21 protein-coding genes and 1 pseudogene are annotated in these 20,579 nt (G+C 72.0%); 18 read left to right on the top strand and 4 right to left on the bottom strand.

What is annotated here, in order from left to right:
• Window positions 1-416: 416 nt before the first annotated feature.
• The 8 genes from AB0472_RS34140 (at window position 417) to AB0472_RS34175 (ending at window position 8,033) form a co-directional block, all read left to right on the top strand.
• Window positions 417-1,733: a sugar ABC transporter substrate-binding protein gene (locus tag AB0472_RS34140; protein ID WP_366362283.1), complete on the top strand. Its 1,317-nt coding sequence runs from the start codon at window positions 417-419 to the stop codon at window positions 1,731-1,733.
• 5 nt (window positions 1,734-1,738) lie between these two features.
• Window positions 1,739-2,731 carry a sugar ABC transporter permease gene (locus tag AB0472_RS34145; protein ID WP_366362284.1) on the top strand — a complete coding sequence of 331 codons (993 nt, stop codon included), beginning with the start codon at window positions 1,739-1,741 and terminating at the stop codon, window positions 2,729-2,731.
• Window positions 2,732-2,738: 7 nt separating this feature from the next.
• On the top strand, window positions 2,739-3,578 hold the full coding sequence (locus AB0472_RS34150; protein WP_366362406.1) for a carbohydrate ABC transporter permease: 840 nt from the start codon (window positions 2,739-2,741) through the stop codon (window positions 3,576-3,578).
• A 25-nt stretch (window positions 3,579-3,603) separates the two neighbouring features.
• On the top strand, window positions 3,604-4,962 hold the full coding sequence (locus AB0472_RS34155; protein WP_366362286.1) for a GH1 family beta-glucosidase: 1,359 nt from the start codon (window positions 3,604-3,606) through the stop codon (window positions 4,960-4,962).
• A 217-nt stretch (window positions 4,963-5,179) separates the two neighbouring features.
• Window positions 5,180-6,049 (top strand): helix-turn-helix transcriptional regulator, encoded by an 870-nt coding sequence (locus tag AB0472_RS34160; RefSeq protein WP_366362288.1) that lies wholly within the window; start codon window positions 5,180-5,182, stop codon window positions 6,047-6,049.
• Window positions 6,046-6,231 (top strand): DUF397 domain-containing protein, encoded by a 186-nt coding sequence (locus tag AB0472_RS34165; protein ID WP_366362290.1) that lies wholly within the window; start codon window positions 6,046-6,048, stop codon window positions 6,229-6,231. The genes AB0472_RS34160 and AB0472_RS34165 overlap by 4 nt, the downstream gene beginning before the upstream one ends.
• A 365-nt stretch (window positions 6,232-6,596) precedes the next feature.
• On the top strand, window positions 6,597-7,241 hold the full coding sequence (locus AB0472_RS34170; RefSeq protein WP_366362292.1) for a hypothetical protein: 645 nt from the start codon (window positions 6,597-6,599) through the stop codon (window positions 7,239-7,241).
• Between the two features lie 51 nt (window positions 7,242-7,292).
• Window positions 7,293-8,033, top strand: coding sequence for a YcnI family protein (locus AB0472_RS34175; RefSeq protein WP_366362294.1), 741 nt, complete (start codon window positions 7,293-7,295; stop codon window positions 8,031-8,033).
• A gap of 72 nt (window positions 8,034-8,105) precedes the next feature.
• On the opposite strand, the gene AB0472_RS34180 is transcribed toward AB0472_RS34175, so the two are convergent.
• Window positions 8,106-8,906 (bottom strand): CDP-alcohol phosphatidyltransferase family protein, encoded by an 801-nt coding sequence (locus tag AB0472_RS34180; RefSeq protein ID WP_366362296.1) that lies wholly within the window; start codon window positions 8,904-8,906, stop codon window positions 8,106-8,108.
• 121 nt (window positions 8,907-9,027) lie between these two features.
• Here AB0472_RS34180 and AB0472_RS34185 point away from each other — a divergent pair, with 121 nt between their 5' ends.
• The 5 genes and pseudogenes from AB0472_RS34185 to AB0472_RS34205 form a co-directional block, all read left to right on the top strand.
• Window positions 9,028-10,011, top strand: a complete 984-nt coding sequence (locus AB0472_RS34185; RefSeq protein WP_366362298.1) for a dehydrogenase — start codon at window positions 9,028-9,030, stop codon at window positions 10,009-10,011.
• A gap of 160 nt (window positions 10,012-10,171) precedes the next feature.
• On the top strand, window positions 10,172-10,570 hold the full coding sequence (locus AB0472_RS34190; protein ID WP_093497951.1) for a 6-carboxytetrahydropterin synthase: 399 nt from the start codon (window positions 10,172-10,174) through the stop codon (window positions 10,568-10,570).
• A complete protein-coding gene (locus AB0472_RS34195; protein ID WP_366362300.1) occupies window positions 10,567-11,769 on the top strand; it encodes a glycosyltransferase family 4 protein in 1,203 nt (400 codons plus the stop codon). The genes AB0472_RS34190 and AB0472_RS34195 overlap by 4 nt, the downstream gene beginning before the upstream one ends.
• Complete coding sequence (locus AB0472_RS34200; RefSeq protein ID WP_366362302.1) at window positions 11,766-12,788, top strand: trans-aconitate methyltransferase; 1,023 nt, start codon at window positions 11,766-11,768, stop codon at window positions 12,786-12,788. The genes AB0472_RS34195 and AB0472_RS34200 overlap by 4 nt, the downstream gene beginning before the upstream one ends.
• Window positions 12,785-13,708, top strand: a pseudogene (locus AB0472_RS34205) (lysylphosphatidylglycerol synthase transmembrane domain-containing protein); the annotation flags it as partial. The gene AB0472_RS34200 and the pseudogene AB0472_RS34205, both read left to right, overlap by 4 nt.
• Before the next feature lie 50 nt (window positions 13,709-13,758).
• Here the strand turns inward: AB0472_RS34205 and AB0472_RS34210 are convergent.
• On the bottom strand, window positions 13,759-14,517 hold the full coding sequence (locus tag AB0472_RS34210; protein ID WP_366362304.1) for a creatininase family protein: 759 nt from the start codon (window positions 14,515-14,517) through the stop codon (window positions 13,759-13,761).
• 38 nt (window positions 14,518-14,555) lie between these two features.
• Between AB0472_RS34210 and ribA the strand changes: the two genes are divergently transcribed.
• On the top strand, window positions 14,556-15,215 hold the full coding sequence (ribA, locus tag AB0472_RS34215) for a GTP cyclohydrolase II (protein WP_366362306.1): 660 nt from the start codon (window positions 14,556-14,558) through the stop codon (window positions 15,213-15,215).
• Between the two features lie 55 nt (window positions 15,216-15,270).
• Window positions 15,271-16,416, top strand: a complete 1,146-nt coding sequence (locus AB0472_RS34220; RefSeq protein WP_366362307.1) for an FAD-binding oxidoreductase — start codon at window positions 15,271-15,273, stop codon at window positions 16,414-16,416.
• Between the two features lie 7 nt (window positions 16,417-16,423).
• On the opposite strand, the gene AB0472_RS34225 is transcribed toward AB0472_RS34220, so the two are convergent.
• Window positions 16,424-17,647: a serine hydrolase domain-containing protein gene (locus AB0472_RS34225; protein WP_366362309.1), complete on the bottom strand. Its 1,224-nt coding sequence runs from the start codon at window positions 17,645-17,647 to the stop codon at window positions 16,424-16,426.
• 454 nt (window positions 17,648-18,101) lie between these two features.
• Between AB0472_RS34225 and AB0472_RS34230 the strand changes: the two genes are divergently transcribed.
• The 3 genes from AB0472_RS34230 to AB0472_RS34240 all read left to right on the top strand — a co-directional run bounded on the left by AB0472_RS34230 (window position 18,102) and on the right by AB0472_RS34240 (window position 19,439).
• Entirely contained in the window at window positions 18,102-18,527 is a 426-nt protein-coding gene (locus tag AB0472_RS34230) for a PPOX class F420-dependent oxidoreductase (protein ID WP_366362310.1), read from the top strand.
• A 114-nt stretch (window positions 18,528-18,641) separates the two neighbouring features.
• Window positions 18,642-19,052 carry a VOC family protein gene (locus AB0472_RS34235; RefSeq protein ID WP_366362312.1) on the top strand — a complete coding sequence of 137 codons (411 nt, stop codon included), beginning with the start codon at window positions 18,642-18,644 and terminating at the stop codon, window positions 19,050-19,052.
• A 45-nt stretch (window positions 19,053-19,097) separates the two neighbouring features.
• Window positions 19,098-19,439 carry a VOC family protein gene (locus tag AB0472_RS34240; RefSeq protein WP_366362314.1) on the top strand — a complete coding sequence of 114 codons (342 nt, stop codon included), beginning with the start codon at window positions 19,098-19,100 and terminating at the stop codon, window positions 19,437-19,439.
• On the opposite strand, the gene AB0472_RS34245 is transcribed toward AB0472_RS34240, so the two are convergent.
• Entirely contained in the window at window positions 19,336-20,550 is a 1,215-nt protein-coding gene (locus AB0472_RS34245; protein WP_366362316.1) for a glycosyltransferase, read from the bottom strand. The two genes, AB0472_RS34240 and AB0472_RS34245, sit on opposite strands and share 104 nt — an antisense overlap.
• Window positions 20,551-20,579 lie beyond the last annotated feature (29 nt).

The raw sequence follows: 20,579 nt of genomic DNA on the forward strand, positions 1-20,579 counted from the left end.
CGCCCGGCGTGCAACTGTTCTGGGTCGTCGGGAGTCTAGCGACGAGGGATTGTTCCCCACCCCCCGCCGGCGTGCTCCGCGGCCGGCCCGCGCCCTCCGCAACCGCCGTCGAAACACAACCGTTGTGCAACGGCGGCCGGCCGCTCGCCGCGCAGGTCATCCTGCTTCGGCCCAGGTCACGCCGCCGGGGTGGGCGCAACATCGCTCCGGAACCGGCTGTTCCCCGGCCCGCCTGCACGGATACCCGTGCCGGATCCCTTGACGAGCCAGTCTCCGGGGGATTAACTCACGTCCTAAATTAAGCCATGAGGGGCTTCGGAAGCCGAACGTCGGTCCAGGCGTCCGCATCAGCGGGCGCCCGGCCTTCGCGAAGCCCTCTCGGGGTTCTCGACTCCCGGAAAGGCACAGCTGGAGCCATGCGCAGCATCCGAGCCGCGGCCGTAGGCGCCGTCACCATGTCTCTCGCCCTCGCGGCCACGGCCTGCGGTGGCGGTTCGTCCACCGGCGGCGGGTCCAACGACTCCCCGAAGACGCTCACCTACTGGGCCTCCAACCAGGGTGCCAGCATCGAGGTCGACAAGAAGGTGCTCCAGCCGGAGCTCGACAAGTTCCAGAAGCAGACCGGCATCAAGGTCAAGCTGGAGGTCGTGCCCTGGTCGGACCTGCTCAACCGGATCCTGACCGCAACCACTTCCGGTCAGGGCCCCGACGTGCTCAACATCGGCAACACCTGGAGCGCCTCGCTGCAGGCGACCGGCGCGCTGCTGCCCTGGGACGCGAAGAACTTCGAGAAGATCGGCGGCAAGGACCGCTTCGTCGACTCCGCGCTCGGCTCCACGGGCGCCGAGGGCAAGGACCCGGCGTCCGTCCCGCTGTACTCCATGGCCTACGCCCTCTACTACAACAAGAAGATCTTCGCCGACGCGGGCATCGCCAAGCCCCCGGTCACCTGGGACGAGCTGATCGCGGACGGCAAGAAGATCCAGGCGAAGGGCAAGTCGGTCCTCGGCGCCGAGGGCGGCAACGTCTCGGAGAACATCCACCACGTCTTCGTCTTCGCCAAGCAGCACGGTGCGGACTTCTTCACCGCCGACGGCAAGCCCAACTTCACCGACCCGAAGGTCGTCGACGCGGTCAAGCAGTACGTCGACCTGATGGCCAAGGACAAGGTCATCCCGACCGGTGACGCCGAGTACGCGCAGAACCAGTCGGTCAGCGACTTCGCCAAGGGCAAGCAGGCCATGCTGCTGTGGCAGTCGGCGTCCTCCAACCTCAAGTCGCAGGGCATGAGCGACAGCGACTACGGCATCGCCCCGGTGCCCGTGCAGTCCGGTACCCCCGGCACCGGCACCCAGGTCAACTCGATGGTCGCCGGCATCAACCTGGCGGTCTTCAAGAACACCAAGAACCTCGACGGCGCCACCAAGTTCGTGAAGTTCATGACCAGCGACGACGAGCAGAAGATCCTCAACACGGCCTACACCTCCATCCCGCCGGTCAAGACCGCCCAGGAGGACGCGGCCTTCAACACCCCGGCCAACTCGGTCCTGAAGAACACCCTCGCCACCAGCGCCGCGGCCCTGCCCCAGGTGGCGGCCGAGTCGCAGTTCGAGACCACGGTCGGTACGGCCGTGAAGAACCTGTTCGCCGACGCCGCCGCCGGCCGCGCCATCACCACCGACACCGTCAAGGCCGAGCTGGAGAAGGCCCAGCAGCAGATGCCGGCGGCCTGAGCACCATGACGACCACCACCACCGCTGTGCAAGAACCGGCGCGGGTGAACTCCCCCGGGGCGGCGGGCGGCTCGGGCCGCCGCCCCGGGCGGATCCGCCGCATCGGACTGCCCTACCTGCTGCTCCTGCCCGCCCTGCTGCTCGAACTCCTCGTCCACATCATCCCGATGGTCATCGGCGTCGTGATGAGCTTCAAGGAGCTCACCCAGTTCTACATCCGCGACTGGACCACCGCCCCCTGGGCCGGATTCGGCAACTACAAGCTGTCTGTCGAGTTCAACGCCCCCATCGGCAACGCCCTGTTGCACTCGTTCTTCGTCACCGTCGGCTTCACCCTGCTCTCCGTCGGCCTGTGCTGGCTGATCGGCACCGCGGCCGCGGTGTTCATGCAGGACACCTTCAGGGGCCGCGGCCTGCTGCGCGCCCTGTTCCTGGTGCCGTACGCGCTGCCCGTCTACGCGGCCGTCATCACCTGGGTGTTCATGTTCCAGCACGACAACGGCCTGGTGAACCACGTCCTGCACGACCAGCTGCACCTGACCGACAAGCCGTCCTTCTGGCTGATCGGCGACAACAGCTTCTACGCGCTGCTCACCGTGTCGGTGTGGAAGGGCTGGCCGTTCGCCTTCCTGATCGTGATGGCCGGCCTCCAGAACATCCCGCGCGAGCTGTACGAGGCGGCCGCCCTGGACGGCGCCGGCCTGTGGCAGCAGATCCGCCGCATCACCCTGCCGTCGCTGCGCCCGGTCAACCAGGTGCTCGTCCTGGTCCTGTTCCTGTGGACGTTCAACGACTTCAACACGCCGTACGTGCTGTTCGGGAAGTCCGCGCCGGAGGCCGCCGACCTGATCTCGGTCCACATCTACCAGGCCTCCTTCGTCACCTGGAACTTCGGCACCGGCTCGGCCATGTCCGTGCTCCTGCTGCTCTTCCTGCTGGTGGTGACCGGCGTGTACCTGGTGTTCACCTCGCGCGGACGGAGGTCCTCGGATGTCTAGCTCGCCCATGGCCCCGCCGAGGTCCTTCCTCTGGTCCCGGCGGATCTTCCTCACGCTGCTCACCGGGTTCGTGCTGGTCCCCGTGTACGTGATGATCTCCAGCTCGCTCAAGCCCCTCTCGGACGTCACCGGCAAGTTCCGCTGGCTGCCGAGCGGGCTGACCGTCCGGCCGTACATCGACATCTGGTCGACGATCCCGCTCGCCCGGTACTTCGTGAACTCGCTGATCGTGTCGGTCGCGGCGACCGTCTGCTCGGTCGTCGTCGCCGTGTTCGCGGCCTACGCCGTCAGCCGCTACGAGTTCCGCGGCAAGCGCGTCTTCACGGTCACCGTGCTGTCCACGCAGATGTTCCCGGGCATCCTCTTCCTGCTGCCGCTGTTCCTGCTGTACGTCAACATCGGCAACGCCACCGGCATCGCCCTGTTCGGCTCCCGCGGCGGCCTGATCCTCACCTACCTGACGTTCTCGCTGCCGTTCTCGATCTGGATGCTGATCGGGTACTTCGACTCGGTGCCGCGGGACCTGGACGAGGCGGCGCTGGTGGACGGCTGCGGACCGCTCGGCGCGCTGCTGCGGATCGTCGTACCCGCCGCGATCCCCGGCATCGTCGCGGTCGCCGTCTACGCCTTCATGACGGCCTGGGGCGAGGTGCTGTTCGCGTCGGTGATGACCAACGACACCACCCGCACCCTGGCCGTCGGCCTCCAGGGCTACTCCACGCTCAACAACGTGTACTGGAACCAGATCATGGCCGCCTCACTGGTGGTCAGCGTTCCCGTCGTGGCCGGCTTCCTGCTCCTCCAGCGCTACCTCGTCGCCGGGCTGACCGCCGGCGCCGTCAAGTGAACTCGCCAGTTCCGAAGGGAATTTCGTGACCATCGACCTCGCCGCCCTCCCGCACGACTTCCTGTGGGGCACGGCAACCGCGGCGTACCAGATCGAGGGAGCCGTCGCCGAGGACGGCCGCGCGCCCTCCATCTGGGACACCTTCTCGCACACCTCGGGGAAGATCGCAGGCGACGACAACGGCGACGTCGCGTGCGACCACTACCACCGCTGGCCCGAGGACATCGACCTGATGCGTCGGCTGGGCGCCAACGCCTACCGGCTGTCGGTCGCCTGGCCGCGCGTGCGGCCCGCCGGGGACGGCCCGGTCAACGCCAAAGGGCTCGACTTCTACGACGAGTTGATCGACGCCCTGCTGGCGGCCGGGATCACCCCGTCGGTCACCCTCTACCACTGGGACCTGCCGCAGGCCCTCCAGGACCGGGGCGGCTGGCCCGAGCGGGCGACCGCCGAGCACTTCGCCGGGTACGCCTCCGTGGTCGCCGAACGCCTCGGCGACCGGGTCAAGCACTGGACCACGCTCAACGAGCCGTCCTGCTCGGCCTGGATCGGCCACCTGGAGGGCACGATGGCCCCCGGCTGGACCGACCTCACGGCCGCCGTCCGGGCCTCCTACCACCTGCTCCTCGGCCATGGCCTGGCCGCCCAGGCGATCCGCGCCGCCGCGCCCGGCGCCGAGGTCGGCATCGTCAACAACCTCTCCACCGTGTTCGCCGCCACGGACCGCCCCGAGGACGCGGCCGCCGTCCGCCGCCACGACGGGCACGTCAACCGCTGGTGGCTGGACCCGGTGCACGGCCGCGGCTTCCCCGCCGACATGGTCGAGACGTACGGCGTCGAACTCCCCGAGCGCCCCGGCGACCTGGAGACCATCGCCACCCCGCTCGACTGGCTGGGCCTGAACTACTACTTCCCGGCCTACATCGAGAACGACCCGGACGGCCCGGCGCCCTACGCGCGTTCGGTCCACCGCCCCGGGGTCCCGCGCACCGGCATGGACTGGGAGATCGACGCGAGCGGCATCGAGACGCTGCTGCTGCGCCTCACCGAGGAGTACGGCGCCCGCAAGATCTACGTCACCGAGAACGGCTCCGCCTACCCGGACGTGGTCCGCCCGGACGGCACGGTCGACGACCCCGAGCGCCAGGAGTACCTGGTCGGCCACCTGGCGGCCTGCGCCTCGGCGGCCCGCAAGGGTGCCCCGCTGGCCGGTTACTTCGCCTGGTCGCTGCTGGACAACTTCGAGTGGGCGTACGGCTACGACAAGCGCTTCGGCCTGGTCCACGTCGACTACAAGACCCAGGTCCGCACCATCAAGGGCAGCGGCCACCGGTACGCGGACATCATCCGCGAGCACCGGGGACAGGCCCACCGGGCGGCCTGACACGCACCGCGGTGGGCGCGGACCGGGGGAGTGCCGCGTCCACCGCATGTTCGACCGTCCTACGCGTGAGCGACGACAACGCACCCTTCCAGGTGCGCGATGCGTACGCTGCCTCGGCGTACGAGGGCAATGCGTGGACCGTACGTGGATCTTGCCGTCACTCTGGGTGAGTTGAGCGCGGGGAGCGGAGTGCGCACGTACCTGGAGGTGGCCGCGTATGACGAACGGTGTGGACGAGAGTGACGGCGACGACCTGGTGGGCTGCGAGGTGGAGCGCGAGCCCGATCCCTCCGACAGCCTGCGGACCTTCGGGGCCGTCGTCCATGCCCTGCGGGAGCACGCCGGGTACAGCAGGTCCGAGTTCGCCGAGCTGGTGCGGTACTCCAAACACACGGTCGCGTCCGTGGAGCTGGGAAGGCGGATGCCGGACCGGGCGTTGGTGGAGCGGGCCGAGGAAGTGCTCGGCAACACCGGGGCGTTACGGAAGGCGGCCCAGTTCCTGACGCGGGGCGACAAGGGGTTGGCGGTCTGGTTCCGGCGGTGGGCCCAACTGGAGCGGATCGCGGTCAGCCTGTGCACCTACGAATGCCGGCTGGTGCCGGGGCTGTTGCAGTCGGACGGATACGCGCGGGCCGTGTTCGACGGCACCATTCCGGTGGTCACCGACGAGGGGCTGGAGAACCTGCTCGACGTACGGATGAAGCGGCAGCGCATGCTGTTCGAGCGGCCGACGGTGCCGTTCAGCTTCATTGTCGAGGAGCACGTGTTCCTGCGGCGGTTCGGGCGCGCGGAGCTGATGCGCGAGATGTACGACCACGTGCTGGAGCGGGCCGCCCTGCGCAACGTGACGCTGCAGATCGTGCCGTTGGAAGCGGGGCTGCACGCGTGTCTGGACGGACCGGTCCAACTCTTGGAGACGCCGGAGGGGCGGCGCTTCGCTTATTCGGAAGGGCAGCAGAACGGGCGGCTGATCGGTGACGTGAAAGAGGTGAGCCTTCTCCAGCAGCGCTATGACACACTGCGCTCGCAGGCCCTCAACCCCAAAGAATCGCAGGGCTTGTTGGAGCGACTGCGAGGAGAACTATGAGCACGACGGATCTCGCCTGGTTCAAGTCCAGCCACAGCGGTAGCCAGGGAGACAGCTGCATCGAGGTCGCTGTCACTGAGCGGGCTGTCTGCGTACGGGACTCCAAGGATGTGTCCCGACCGCACTTCGCCGTGTGCCGTGACGGTTGGACGGAGTTCGTGGCGTTCGTCGCCGAGGCCTGATCCTCGGGACGTTCACGTGTCAGGGGGATGCATTCCGGCTGGCTTCACCTTCACAGCGGCCGACGCCGAGGAGGCGAGGCGGCGCGTGCATGAAGACCCGGGGCGGCATACGGACCCGCCCGCCGGATGTGTGGCCGAGGAACGGGTGACATCGCGCTGCGCTGCGAGCGCCTCGGAGCCACGCTGCTCGACGCGGGCCGGTCACGGCCGTGCTGAGCTACTGCGGCTGCTCGACGCAACTGGGATCCGGTGACAGCAGACCGCGCTCACAGCAGACCGCGGCCGTCGCACGGGAAAGCCCCAGCCATGAGTGAACGGGGCGTCCCCGCCGCGCGTACCACCCCACCGTGGGAGGATCGCTCACCATGAATGCGTCGCCGGCGGTACGGAGCCTGCGTGCCGCGGTGTTCGCCGCGGTGTGCGTGCTGCTGGGTGCCGCCGGGCACGGGCTCGCCATGGGCGACCTGCCGCCGCTGTGGGCCGACGCGGCCGGGTTCGTGGCGGTGTTCGCCCTGGGCCGCGGACTCGCGGGACGCGAGCGCGGACTGCCGGAGATCGGCGTCGGCATGCTGCTCACCCAGGCAGGCCTGCACTTCGGCTTCGACGCGGCCCGCGCGGTCACCCCCGCTGCTCACGCGCCCGCCATGCCCATGGCCCAGATGCGCATGCACGGACATGCCATGGCGGGCATGGCCGGTATGCGTGGGGTGGCGCAGCAGCATCCGCACCTGCATGTCCTGACCGCGCACGCCACCCTCGCCCACATCGTCGCCGCGCTCGTCGCCTCCTGGTGGCTGCGGCGCGGTGAGGCCGCGCTGTGGTCGGTGCTGCGGCGGACCGCCGCGCTCGTCCCCGGTCTGGCCGCCTGGTGGCGCGACGCCCCGCTGCCCGCCCCGGCCGGCGGCCCCCGCCTGGCCCCGGCCGGCCCGATCCGGCCCCGCCCGCTGCGCGCGCTGCGGCACGCGGTGAGCCGGCGCGGGCCCCCCACCCCGGTCCCGTACACGGCGTAACGCCTCCAAGGCCCTCTGACAGACTTCACCCGTACGGAGATCGACTCACTCATGTCCAGCACCAGGCTCACCCTCCGCCGCGCCGCCACCGTCACCGCGCTGACCGCCGTGTCGGTCCTGGCCGCGGCCGGTATCGCCGCCGCGCATGTCACCGTCCACCCCGAGAGCTACGCCAAGGGCGCCACCGACGGTGTGCTGACCTTCCGCGTGCCCAACGAGGAGGACACCGCCTCCACCACCAAGGTCCAGGTCTACCTGCCCACCGACCACCCGGTCCTGGGCGTCCTCGTCACCCCGCACGACGGCTGGACCGCCAAGGTGACCACCACCAAGCTCAAGACGCCGGTGAAGACCGACGACGGCACCATCACCGAGGCCGCCTCCGAGATCACCTGGACCGGCGGCAAGATCGGCGCCGGTCAGTTCGAGGACTTCGACGTCGCCTTCGGGCAGCTGCCCGAGGACACCGACCAGTTGGCCTTCAAGACCCTGCAGACGTATTCCGACGGCAAGGTCGTCCGCTGGATCGAGGAGGCGCAGAGCGGCGACGACGAGCCGGAGAACCCGGCGCCGACGCTCAAGCTAACCGCGGCGGGCGCCGACGCCGCGGGCGACGACTCCGCCGCGTCGGCCGCCCCGGCCACGAAGACCGGCGGCAAGGCGGCCACCACGACCGCCGACTCCAGCGACTCCACCGCCCGCGGCCTCGGCATCGCGGGCCTGATCGTCGGCGTCCTCGGCCTGGCGGCCGCCGCGTTCGCCGTCGTACGGACGCGGGGCGCGAAGTCGTAGGCCGTCACCCGTCGGCAGACACGGAAGGGGCCCGGACCGGTGAACGGTCCGGGCCCCTTTTGTGTGCCGGGTTCAGCGCACCGCCAGTTCCAGGATCTCCAGCTCCTCGGCGGAATCCGGCACCCGCTCCGCCGCGGCGGCGGCCGCCTCCCGGGCAGCCGGCCGCGCGTTGCGCCACAGCCACCGCACGTCCCGGCCGAAGGACCACACGAGGGAGCCGAGCGCCAGCAGCACCACGCCCAGGTTGGCCAGGTACGGCAGCAGGTCCGCGCCGGCGAGGAGCAGGCAGATGCCCTGCATCGCGGCGACCGTCTTACGGGCCATGGAGTGCGGCAGCGGGGCGTTGAGCCAGGGCGCGAACCTGGCGGCCGCGACGAACGCGTAGCGCATCCCGCCGATCAGGAGGACCCAGGGCCCGAGCTGCGTGGACACGTACACGCTCAGCACCAGGATCAGGAACGCGTCGACCTCCATGTCGAAGCGGGCGCCCAGCGCGGTGGACGTACCCGTCCTGCGGGCCACCTTGCCGTCCACGCCGTCGAGGATGAGGGCCACGGCCGTCAGGCCGACCAGGAGGGTGACCGGCGGGGAGCTCTCGAAGGAGTCGGCGACCAGGGCGGTCACGCCGCCGACCAGGATCGCGCGGCCGAGCGTCACCCGGTTGGCGGGGCCGAAGGAGCGCGGCCGGGTGCGGTGCAGGGCCCGGGAGAGCACCGCCCAGGTGGCTATCGCGAACGCGAGACCCGTGAGCCAGCCGGCCGGCCCCATGCCGATCGCCGTCCCGAGCAGGGCCAGCAACAGGACCTGTACGCCCGCTCCGACAGCGGTCTCCTGCTGGACCAGCCTGGCTTCGTAAGTGTTGTTCAGGGCCACCGCACGTCCTCCGGCCGAGTGACAGAGTCGATCAACGCCGCGTACTGTGCGCGGCCTGTGCACTTCTCGCTGTGCACAACTCCGTACGTGAACCACTTCCCGATCGTTCAGGAGGATGCCGATGAACTCCTCGGCCCGCGCGTTCTGGCTCCGCTCCCCGGGCCACGGAGAGCTGCGTGACGTCACCCTCGCGGCCCCCGGTGAGGGCGAGGTGCTGGTGCGCGCGCTGTACTCGGGGGTCAGCCGGGGCACGGAGACACTGGTGTTCCGGGGCGGGGTGCCGAAGAGCCAGCACGACGTGATGCGGGCGCCGTTCCAGGAGGGCGACTTCCCCGGTCCGGTGAAGTACGGCTACCTCAGCGTCGGCGTCGTCGAGCAGGGCCCCGACGACCTGGCCGGGCGCACGGTCTTCTGCCTGTATCCGCATCAGACCCGCTACGTCGTTCCGGTGAACGCGGTGACGGTGGTACCGGAACGGGTACCCCCGGCGCGTGCGGTACTCGCGGGCACGGTCGAGACCGCCGTGAACGCCCTCTGGGACGCGGCGCCGCTGCTCGGCGACCGGATCGCGGTCGTCGGCGGCGGCATGGTCGGCTGCTCGGTCGCCGCCCTGCTCGCCCGCTTCCCCGGTGTCCGGCTCCAGCTGGTCGACGCCGACCCGGGCCGGGCCAAGACCGCCGAGGCCCTCGGCGTGGACTTCGCGGCCCCCGAGGACGCGCTCGGCGAGTGCGACCTGGTCGTGCACGCCAGCGCCACCGAGCAGGGCCTCGGCCGCGCCCTGGAGCTCCTCGCGCCGGAGGGCACGGTCCTCGACCTGAGCTGGTACGGCGACCGGCGGATCGCCCTTCCGCTCGGCGAGGCCTTCCACTCCCGCCGGCTCACCGTGCGCAGCAGCCAGGTCGGCACCGTCTCCCCTGCCGCCCGCGCCGGCCGCACCTACGCCGACCGGCTCACCCTGGCCCTGGACCTGCTGGCCGATCCGGCGCTGGACGCCCTCATCACCGGGGAGAGCGCGTTCGAGGAGTTGCCGGAGGTGCTCCCGAGGCTCGCCTCCGGGGAGTTTCCGGCCCTCTGCCACCGGGTCCGCTACGGCGACAACGGCTGACGGATCGTCCAATAACGGCCGGTGGGGGCCGCCAAGAGGTCCTGACCTGAGAAAAGAGTGAGAGTGGACTGAACACGGGGAAGCGAGGAGCCGTATTAAGGGCATCCCCCGGCAGGGATCCGCCGGGGGACCAGACGCGCCGCACCTGGAGGGTCGTCCGTTGTTCAGCATCACCGTCCGCGATCACATCATGATCGCCCACAGCTTCCGCGGCGAGGTGTTCGGGCCCGCGCAGCGACTGCACGGCGCCACGTTCCTGGTGGACGCCACCTTCCGCCGTGAGCAGCTGGACGACGACAACATCGTCGTCGACATCGGTCTTGCCACCCAGGAACTCGGCGCCGTGGTCAGCGAGCTGAACTACAGAAACCTGGACAACGAGCCCGACTTCGCCGGGATCAACACCTCCACGGAGTTCCTCGCCAAGGTCATCGCCGACCGGCTCGCCGAGCGCATCGAGAAGGGCGCGCTCGGCGAGGGAGCCCGGGGCCTCGCCGGTCTGACCGTCACCCTCCACGAGTCGCACGTCGCCTGGGCGAGTTACGAGCGTGCCCTGTGACCGACATGGCCATCGGCCGCCCGGCGGCCCTCACCTACGTGCCCGCGCAGCGCGCGGCCACCACCGACAGCAAGGCTCCGGCGAGCATCGGGATCCTCCCCATGTCCCTGCGCAACGTGCACTTCGTCATGCCGGGCGGCGTCGACGACCCGGCCAGCCCGAGCGGCGGCAACGCCTACGACCGGCGGGTCTGCCTGGACCTGCCCGGCTTCGGCTGGCAGGTCACCAGGCACGCGGTGGCCGGCTCCTGGCCGCGCCCCGAAGCCGCCGCCCGCGACGCCCTCGCCCGCACCCTGCGGGAGCTGCCCGACGGCACCGTCGTCCTCCTCGACGGCCTGGTGGCCTGCGGGGTCCCGGAGATCGTCGTACCGGAGACGGAGCGGCTGCGGCTCGCCGTCCTCGTGCACCTCCCGCTCGGCGCCGAGACCGGCCTCGACGCGGCCGTGGCCGCCGACCTGGACGCCCGCGAGCGGACGGTGCTGCGCGCCGTGCCGGCCGTGATCGCGACCAGCGACTGGGCGGTACGACGACTGGTCTCGCACCACGGCCTGGCACCCGAACGGGTGCACGTGGCCGCACCGGGTGCGGACATCGCCCCGCTGGCCGGCGGCACCGACGGCGTCTCGCACCTGCTGTGCGTCGCCGCCGTCACCCCGCGCAAGGGCCAGCACCGGCTGATCGAGGCGCTCGCGACCGTCCGGGACCTGCCGTGGACCTGCACCTGCGTCGGCGGGCTCGACACCGCTCCCGAGTACGTCGCGCACCTGCGGTCGCTGATCGCGGAGCACGGGCTGACGGACCGCCTGCACCTGGCGGGCCCGCGCGCCGGCGCCGACCTGGACGCCAGTTACGCGGCCGCCGACCTGATGGTCCTCACCTCTTACGCCGAGACCTACGGCATGGCCGTCACCGAGGCCCTCGCCCGCGGCATCCCGGTGCTCGCGACCGACGTCGGCGGCCTGCCGGAAGCGGTCGGGCGCGCACCCGACGGTGGGGTACCCGGCATCCTCGTGCCGCCGGAGGACCCCGCCGCGCTCGCCGTCGAACTGCGCGGCTGGTTCGGCGAGGCGGACGTACGCCGCCGTCTCAAGGCCGCCGCGCGCGGCCGGCGGGCGGCGCTCGACGGCTGGGCGACCACCGCCCGGAGCCTGGCCGGAGTCCTGCTGCGGCTCCCTGACGAACCCCGGAGGGCGGCATGACCAGCGAGACCACCACCACTGCTCCGGTCGGCGCGATACCCGCGCAGCCGGGATCGACGGATGTTACGGATACTGGAGTGGGACGAGAACGCGAACAGACGTCTTCCGAGGTGATACCCGGCGCCGGCCCCGTCGTCGGTCCGGGCGAGCGGGCCACCGTACGGCTGCGCGAGACCGGGCCCGAGGAGCCGCCGCGGTACGCCCCCGAGTGGCTGGAGCTACGGGAGAGCGCGGACGCGGCCGCCCGCGCGCACGACCTGCTGGACCCGCTGCGGATCCGGCTGGCCAACCTGCCCGGCAAGGCGGGCGGGATCGTCGTGCACGACCTGGGCTGCGGCACCGGCTCGATGGGCCGCTGGCTCGCGCCCCGGCTCGACGGCCCCCAGCACTGGATCCTGCACGACCGCGACCCCTACCTGCTGCACTTCGCCGCCGTCGCCTCGCCCCGCGCGGCCGCCGACGGCAGCCGGGTCACCGTGGAGACCCGGCGCGGCGACGTCGCCCGGCTCACCCCCGACGCGCTGGTCGGCGCCTCCCTGGTGACCGCGTCCGCGCTCCTCGACGTCCTCACCCGGGAGGAGGTCGACACCCTCGCCGCGGCCTGCACCGGGGCCGGCTGCCCCGCACTGCTCACCCTCTCGGTCGCCGGGCGGGTCGAACTGACCCCCGCCCACCCGCTGGACGCCGAGCTCACCGACGCCTTCAACGCCCACCAGCGGCGCGGCGGCCTGCTCGGCCCGGACGCCGTCAACGCCGCCTGCGAGGCGTTCGCCGACCGGGGCGCCACCGTGAAGCTGTACCCCAGCGCCTGGCGGCTCGGCACGGACGAGAAGGCGCTCGCCGAGCAGTGGCTGCGCGGCTGGGTCGGCGCCGCCGTCGAGGAGCGGCCCGAACTGGCCGGGCGCGCCGAGGCCTACCTGGCCGAGCGGCTCGCCGCCAACGCGGCCGGCGAACTGCGGGTCGTCGTGCACCACAGTGACCTGCTCGCGCTCGCCCGGCCGACCGGAGGCACCTCATGAGTACCCCCACCCTGGTCCGGCAGCCCGTCGCTGCGCCGGCCGTGCCCCGGCGCCTCGACCTCCGTGCGGTCCGCACCCACCTGGGCACCGTCGCCGGAGCCGCCATCATCGCCGTGCTGCTGTGGCGGCTGGGCACCGGCGTCTTCCTCGACGGCCTGCGCCGGATCGACACCCCGACCCTGGTCGCCGGCCTGGTGATCGGCGCGGTCACGACCGTACTGAGCGCCTGGCGCTGGCAGTTGGTGGCCCGCAGCCTCGGCCTGAGGCTGCCGCTCGGGCCCGCCGTCGGCGACTACTACCGGGCCCTGTTCCTGAACGCGGCCCTGCCGGGCGGGGTCCTCGGGGACGTGCACCGGGCCGTCCGGCACGGGCAGAGCGAGGGCGACATCGGCCGCGGGGTCCGCGCCGTCGTCCTCGAACGCGCCGCCGGGCAGATCGCGTTGACGGTGTTCGGCGCGGCCGCACTGCTGATCCTGCCCTCGCCGGTCCGTGACGAGGTGCGCAGCTTCGCCCCGCTGGCGGCGGCCGGGCTGGCCGGTGCGTGCGCGATCGTGGTCGCGCTCCGCATGAACAAGGCCCCGGGCAGGCGCGCCGGCGCCCTGCGGGCCACCCTCGGCGAGGCCCGCCGCGCGCTGCTGTCGCGCCGGAGCGGGCCGGGCGTCGCACTGTCCTCGGCGGTCATCCTCGCCGGGCACGTCGGGATGTTCGTGGTGGCCGCGCGGGTCGCGGGATCGGCCGCGTCCGTGGCGGTCCTCGTCCCGATCTCCGTCCTCGCCCTGGTCGCGATGGGCCTGCCGCTGAACGTCGGCGGCTGGGGCCCCCGGGAGGGTGTCACCGCCTGGGCGTTCGCCGCGGCCGGCCTCGGCGCGGACAGCGGCTTCGCCACCGCCGTGGTCTACGGCGTCCTCAGCTTCGTGGCGGCCCTGCCGGGTCTGGCGGTCCTGGTCGTCCGCTGGTACGCCGGACTGCGCTACTCCCGCCCGGCGGTGAGCAGTTCGAAAAGCGGGCCGAAGGAATCCGCGAGGCTCGACAGGAGTTCCTTCCCCTTTTCCGCCGATCCCAGGGAAGGACGGCCGATGACGCCCGACTCGGTATAGGCGGACATTCCCAGGGTGAGGAGATGACGACGGTCGTCAGCGGTGAAATCGGCAGACTCGTAACCAGGGCGGACCAATTCGGGATGAGTATGCAGCAGGATGGAGGTCTCGATTTCTCCGGCATGCATGTCGGAGAGCGCCGAGGTCTCCACTCCGGCCCGCGTGAGCGCTGTCTCCCAGTCCTCCACGGCCGGGTACAGCGCCAGCCGCTCGCCCCGCGCGGACGCCTCCTGCACGACGTTGCCCAGCACGTAGTTGCCGCCGTGGCCGTTGACCACGACCAGCGCCTCGACGCCCGAGCGGCGCAGCGAGCCGGCGATGTCGTTCACCACCGCGTGCAGTGTCACCGCGGAGATGCTGACGGTCCCCGGCCAGGCAGCGTGCTCGTGCGAGCAGGAGACCGTGACCGGAGGGAGGAGGTGCACCGGGTATGCGTCGGCGATCTCCCGGGCGACGGCACAGGCGACGAGGGTGTCCGTCGCGAGCGGAAGGTAGGGGCCGTGCTGTTCGAAGCTCCCCACGGGAAGGACGGCCACCTGTGTTGAAACGCCCGCCGCCCTGGTCCGTACCTCTTCCGTAGTGTCCGCCGGCAACAAACCGTCAGCCGCGGTACGCGCGCCCGAACCACTCATCTTTTCACGGCCTTTCGTCTCTGCTTAGGAATCAGATCATGACAGAAAACATCGGCGTACTCGGCACGAAGTCCCCACGGCGTTCGGGCGTGGAACGCGTCGTGAATGCACCGCTGCCCACCGTGTACGGGAAATTCCAGGCGATCGGCTACCTGGACCACGACCGCGGCGACGAGCAAGTCGCCCTGGTCTACGGGGACATCGACAGCGACCGGGTGCTGACCCGGCTGCACTCCGAGTGCCTGACCGGGGACGCGTTCGGCTCCCAGCACTGCGAGTGCGGCGACCAACTGGCCGCCGCACTGCGCGCGGTCGTCGCCGAAGGCAGCGGCATCGTCGTCTACTTGCGGGGCCACGAGGGCCGCGGCATCGGCCTGCTCGCCAAGCTGCGCGCGATGGCCCTGCAGGCGGAGGGCCTGGACACCGTCGAGGCCAACCTCGCGCTCGGCCTGCCCGTGGACGCCCGCGACTACGGGGTCGCCGCCGGCATCCTGAACGACCTCGGGGTGCGTTCGGTCCGCCTGATGTCCAACAACCCGCGCAAGCGCGAGTCCCTGGTACGGCACGGCGTCGAGGTCGCCGAGACGGTCCCGCTGCTGATCGAGCCGTGCGAGAACAACATCACCTACCTGCGCACGAAGCGCGAGCGGCTCGACCACGTGCTGCCCCACCTGGACGCGGTGGCGCACTGGTCCTGAGGTACCGGGCGGCCTCCCGGGGCAGGATCCGGGGAGACCGACAGGAGGTACACGCGTGAATCTTCGGGCCCAGGTCGTGATCATCGGCGGCGGGGTGATGGGGACCAGCATCGCCTGCCACCTCGCGAGGGCGGGCGTCCGCGACGTCGTCCTCGTCGAACGCGACGAACTCGCCGCCGGATCCACCTCGAAGGCAGCGGGCGGGGTGCGCGCCCAGTTCTCCGACGAGCTCAACATCCAGCTGGGCGCGCGCAGCCTGGAGGCCTTCGCCCGCTTCGGCGAGGAGACCGGGTACGACATCGGGCTGCACCGGGTCGGCTACCTGTTCCTCCTCTCCACCCCCGAGGAGGTCGTCTCCTTCGAGGCAGGGGTCCGGCTGCAGAACCACCTCGGCGTGCCCAGCCGGATGCTGACCCCGAAGGAGGCGGCCCGGCTCTCCCCGCTGATCACCACCGACGGACTGCTGGCCGCCGCCTACTCCCCGGACGACGGCCACTGCACGCCCGAGTCCGTCGTGCACGGCTACGCGGCCGCCGCCCGCGCCCACGGCGCCCGCATCCTGCGCCACACCGAGGTCACCGGCATCGAACGGGACGGCGCCTGCCTCACCGCCGTGCACACCACCCTCGGCCGGATCGCGACCGGCACGGTGATCTGCGCGGCCGGCGCCTGGTCGCTGGCGGTCGGCGCGATGGCCGGCGTGGACCTACCGGTGCAGCCGCTGCGCCGCCAGATCGCGGTCACCGAGCCGGTCCGGGGGCTGCCGGCGACGCTCCCCATGACCATCGACTTCACCACCGGCCTGTACTTCCACGCCGAGGGCCCGGGCCTGCTGCTCGGCATGTCCGACCCCGACGAGCGGCCGGGCTTCGCCACCGACACCCACGACCGCTGGATCCCGCGGCTGTACGCGGCGATGGAACGCCGCGCCCCGGCCCTGCTCGACCTGCGCCGCACCGGCGGCTGGGCGGGCCTGTACGAGAACACCCCCGACCACAACGCCCTGATCGGCGAGGCGCCCGGGGTCTCCCGGTTCCTGTACGCCACCGGGTTCTCCGGCCACGGCTTCCTCCAGGCGCCGGCCGTCGGCGAGGTGGTCCGCGACCTGTACCTGGGCCGTGCGCCCTTCCTGGACGTCGGCCCGCTGGGCGCCGGCCGGTTCGCGGCCGACGCCCAGCGCCCGGAGTCGAACCTCGTGTGAGCGGCGCTCAGTCCTGGATCGCCTCGTGGACCAGCCGGCGCAGGTCCGGGAAGATCTTCAGCGTCTTCGGCCGGACCTGTGTGTGGAACTGCACGGTCAGGTCGTGGGCGGGGTCGACCCAGAACGCGGTGGTCGCCGCGCCGGTCCAGCCGTAGGCGCCGGGGCTGCTCGGGGAGAGGGTGCGGCCCGGGTCGATCACCACGGAGACGCCGAGACCGAAGCCGAGCCCGTCGTTGCCGGGCTCCTGGTGGACCGGGGCGCCGTAGGTCCGCAGATCGGCCCCGCCGGGCAGGTGGTTGCCGGAGAGCAGCCCGACCGAGTCGGACGAGAGCAGCCGGACGCCGTCCAGTTCGCCGCCCCGGCGCAGCATCTCCATGAAACGGTGGTAGTCGTACGCCGTCGCCGCGAGGCCGCCGCTGCCGGACAGGAAGCGGGGGCGGCCGCGCAACGGCAGGCCGGGGATCGCCTCGATGCCGCCGCCCTCGGTCTCGCCGTACAACTCCGAGAGGCGGTCGGCCTGTTCGGGCACGATGTACAGGCCGGCGTCCGGCATGCCGAGCGGACGGAAGATGCGCTCCGCGAAGAACTCGTCGAGCCGCTGGCCGGAGGCCACCTCGACGACCCGGCTGAGCACGTTGAAGCCGACGGAGTAGTTCCACTGGGTGCCCGGCTCGAACTGCAGCGGCATCCGGGCGTACACCGCCATCGCCTCGGCGAGGTCCGCGCCCGACGGCACCGAGAACTCCAGGCCCGCCTCGCGGTACCGGGCGTCCACGGGGTGGGTGTGGTAGAAGGCGAAGGTCAGCCCGGCGGTGTGGGTGAGCAGATGGCGGATCCGGATCGGCCCGTCGGCGGGCCGGGTCACCATGGCGTCGCCCGAACCCGAGACATGGACCTGCGGGGCGGCGAACTCCGGCAGGAACCGGTCGACCGGGTCGTCCAGGGACAGCAGCCCGTCCTCCACCAGCAGCAGCACGGCGACCGCGGTGACCGGCTTGGTCATGGAGTAGATCCGCCAGATGGTGTCCGGCTCGACCGGCAGCCCGGCCGCGAGGTCGCGGTGGCCCTGGGCGGTGAGGTGGGCGACCCGGCCGCCGCGCGCCACGGCCACCAGGTAACCCGGCAGCCGCCCTTCGTCGACGTAGTGGGCGAAGTGCTGGTCGAGGCGGTCGAGCGCCTTCACGTCCAGCCCCACCTCACCGGGGTCGACTTCCTGTCGCAGCTGTGCCATCGCTCTCCTTGGGTCGTGTCGTCCGCGGTGCGGTCCGACCTCGGACCTCATCGTCGCGCAGGAAGAGCGGAACGGTCCCGCTCAACCGCGTGTGGTGTGACGGACGCTATAGAAGAGGCACCGGGAAACGGGCGCGCCCCCGCCACGCGCCGGGCGCCCCGCCGTACCCGTGCCGAACCCGCGTTCGTCGGCCGGAACCCGTCGTACGGCGCGGCCACGGCCGCGGGCCGGAGTCGTACGGCGGGTGATGACGGCTCATCAGTACATACCTGCCCGCTACGGCCCGCGCCGACTCCGGGCACACCCCGGCCGCTGCGGCGACCTGTGCGCCGGGCGCGGCCGCAGCGTGGCCGGGCGGCCACCCTCCGCGCACGGCCGGCTCCGCGCGCCCCGGCACGCGACGGGCGATGAGCGGGCGGGAATGCGCGACGGTCGCGAGAGGGTTTCACCTGACATGACCCAGGACGCTCTTCTCAAGCTGCTCGCCGAAGGACACGACGGGGTGCTGGTCACCCTCAAGACCGACGGACGCCCCCAGCTGTCCAACGTCAACCACGCCTACTACCCCGACGAGCGGACCGTGCGCGTGTCGATCACCGACGGCCGGGCCAAGACCCGCAACCTGCGCCGCGACCCCCGTGCCTCGTACCACGTCACCAGCCCGGACCGCTGGGCCTACACGGTCGCCGAGGGCACCGCGGAGCTGTCGCCGGTGGCCGAGGACCCGTACGACGCGACCGTCGAGGAGCTGATCCGCCTCTACCGCGACGTCCGCGGCGAGCACCCCGACTGGGAGGACTACCGGGCCGCGATGGTCCGCGACAGGCGGCTGGTGCTGCGGCTGCGGGTGGAGCGGGCGTACGGCGTGCCGCGCGCCTGACGGCGGGCGCAGCCGGGCCTAGGACCTGTGACGCAGGGCGATCGGCCGATGGTCGCGCGAGCACCGGGCACCTAGGCTGCCGGAGAGGAAGCGGCAGCTCAGGAAGAGGTCACGATGCCCGTCAACGGCCGTAGTCGGATCCGGATCGCCCGGCCCTCCCGGGACCTGGCGGCGGCCGAGCGGTTCTGGGTGCGGGGGCTCGGGCTCGGCGTGCTGTGGCGGGCCGAGGGCGGTCCCGAGCCCGGCGAGCACGACCTGCTGATGACGGGCTGGCCGGACGCCGACTGGCACCTGGAGCTGGTGCACGAGCCCGTCCGGCCGGTGGCGCCCCGCCCCACCGAGGAGGACCTCCTGGTGATCTACCTCGACGGGCCGGTTCCGGAGGACCTGGTGGCCCGGCTGGAGGAGTGCGGCGGTCGCCGGGTGCCCTCCCCGAACCCGTACTGGAACCGGTGGGGGGTCACCGTCGAGGACCCGGACGGGTACCGGCTGGTGCTCTGCGAGCGGGGCTGGTCCAACGCGTGAGTGGAGGTCCTTGCCGCCCGGCTCTCCCGGGGCTAGCCTCCGCGCGTGATCAATGGGGCACATGTGGTGATCTACACGCGCGACGCCGAGGCGGACCGGGTCTTCCTCCGGGACGTGCTGGGCTGGCCGCACGTCGACGCCGGACACGGCTGGCTGGTCTTCCGGCTGCCGCCGGCCGAGGTGGCGTGCCATCCGGCCGACGGCGAACCGTCGCACGAGCTGATGCTGATGTGCGACGACCTGGACGAGACGGTCGCCGAACTCACCGTCAAGGGCGTCACGTTCAGCCGACCCGTCCAGATCGCGGCCTGGGGCCGGGTGACGGGCTTCCGGCTGCCGGGCGGAGGCGAGGTCGCCCTGTACGAGCCGCGTCACCCGCGCGCCTAGTGCCGGTCTCCTCCCGCACCCAGGTCTCCAGCCACTGTGTGAACTCAGCGGCCTTGTCGGGCCAGTTGAAGTGGGTGAGGGCCGCCTCGCGGCCACGCTGGGCCGCGGTGTGACGCAGGACCGCGTCGGCGCCGAGCCGGTGGATCGCCTCCGCGGCCGCTCGCGGATCCTCGTACGGGACCACGATTCCGCAGCCGTGCCGCTCCACCATGTCCGCGGCCAGCGGGGTGGGCGTGGTGATGACGGGCACGCCGTGAGCCATGTACTCGACGACCTTGGTGGGCCGGGAATGGCGGTAGTTGGGCTGGTCGTGCAGGAGCGAGAGGCCGGCCAGGGCGCCCGGGAACAGGGCGAGGGCGCGGTCGTTGGGCAGGAAGCCGTGCCAGCGCAGGACACCGTCCCGGTCGGCGGCCCTGAGCGCCTCCCGGACGTCGGGGTCGGCCGCGCCGGCCACCTCGACGCGCACGCCCGGGCCCAGGTGCCGGGCCGTCGCTATCAGGTCCAGCGCGCCGCGCGCCCGTGACAGATGGCCGACGTAGACGACCCGTTCGGTGCCCGGCGGCTCCGGTGCCTCGACCGGGGCGGTCGTGAAGTTCGGCACCACCGGGTGGGTACGGCGGAACCGCTCCTGGTAGGCGTCCTCGGCGAGCAGCAGCCGCAGATGGCGCTCCGCCAGCCGCTCGGCCGCGCGGACGCCGAGCCGCAGCGGCGGCCGCAGGGCTCTCGGCACCCAGCGCTTCATGGCGAGCGCGGCCGCGGTGTCCTCGTGCACGTCCCAGACGACCACCGGACAGGTGCCGGACCGCCGCCAGCGGCGCAGGGTGCCGGGGAGGGCCAGCAGCAGCTCCGGGTCGTGGAGCAGGATCAGGTCCGCCTCGTGGCCGTGCCGGGCCAGCATGGCCCGGGCCGCGCCGACGGCCGTACGGCGGCTGCGGCCCGCGGCCCGCGGCAGGTCGATGCCCTCCAGGTCCGGGCGGGGCCGTACCTCGCGGGCCGAGAACGGCGCCGCGTAGACGACATGGTGCCCGCGGTCCCGCAACGCACCGATCTGCCGGTGCAGGATGCGCGCGTCCTCGGGGTGGTGAACGACGGTGACGACGAGTATCCGCATCTGAGCGCCTTTCGACTCCGTGGCCCGGA

The organism is Streptomyces sp. NPDC086777 (assembly GCF_040702065.1).
GTDB lineage: Bacteria > Actinomycetota > Actinomycetes > Streptomycetales > Streptomycetaceae > Streptomyces.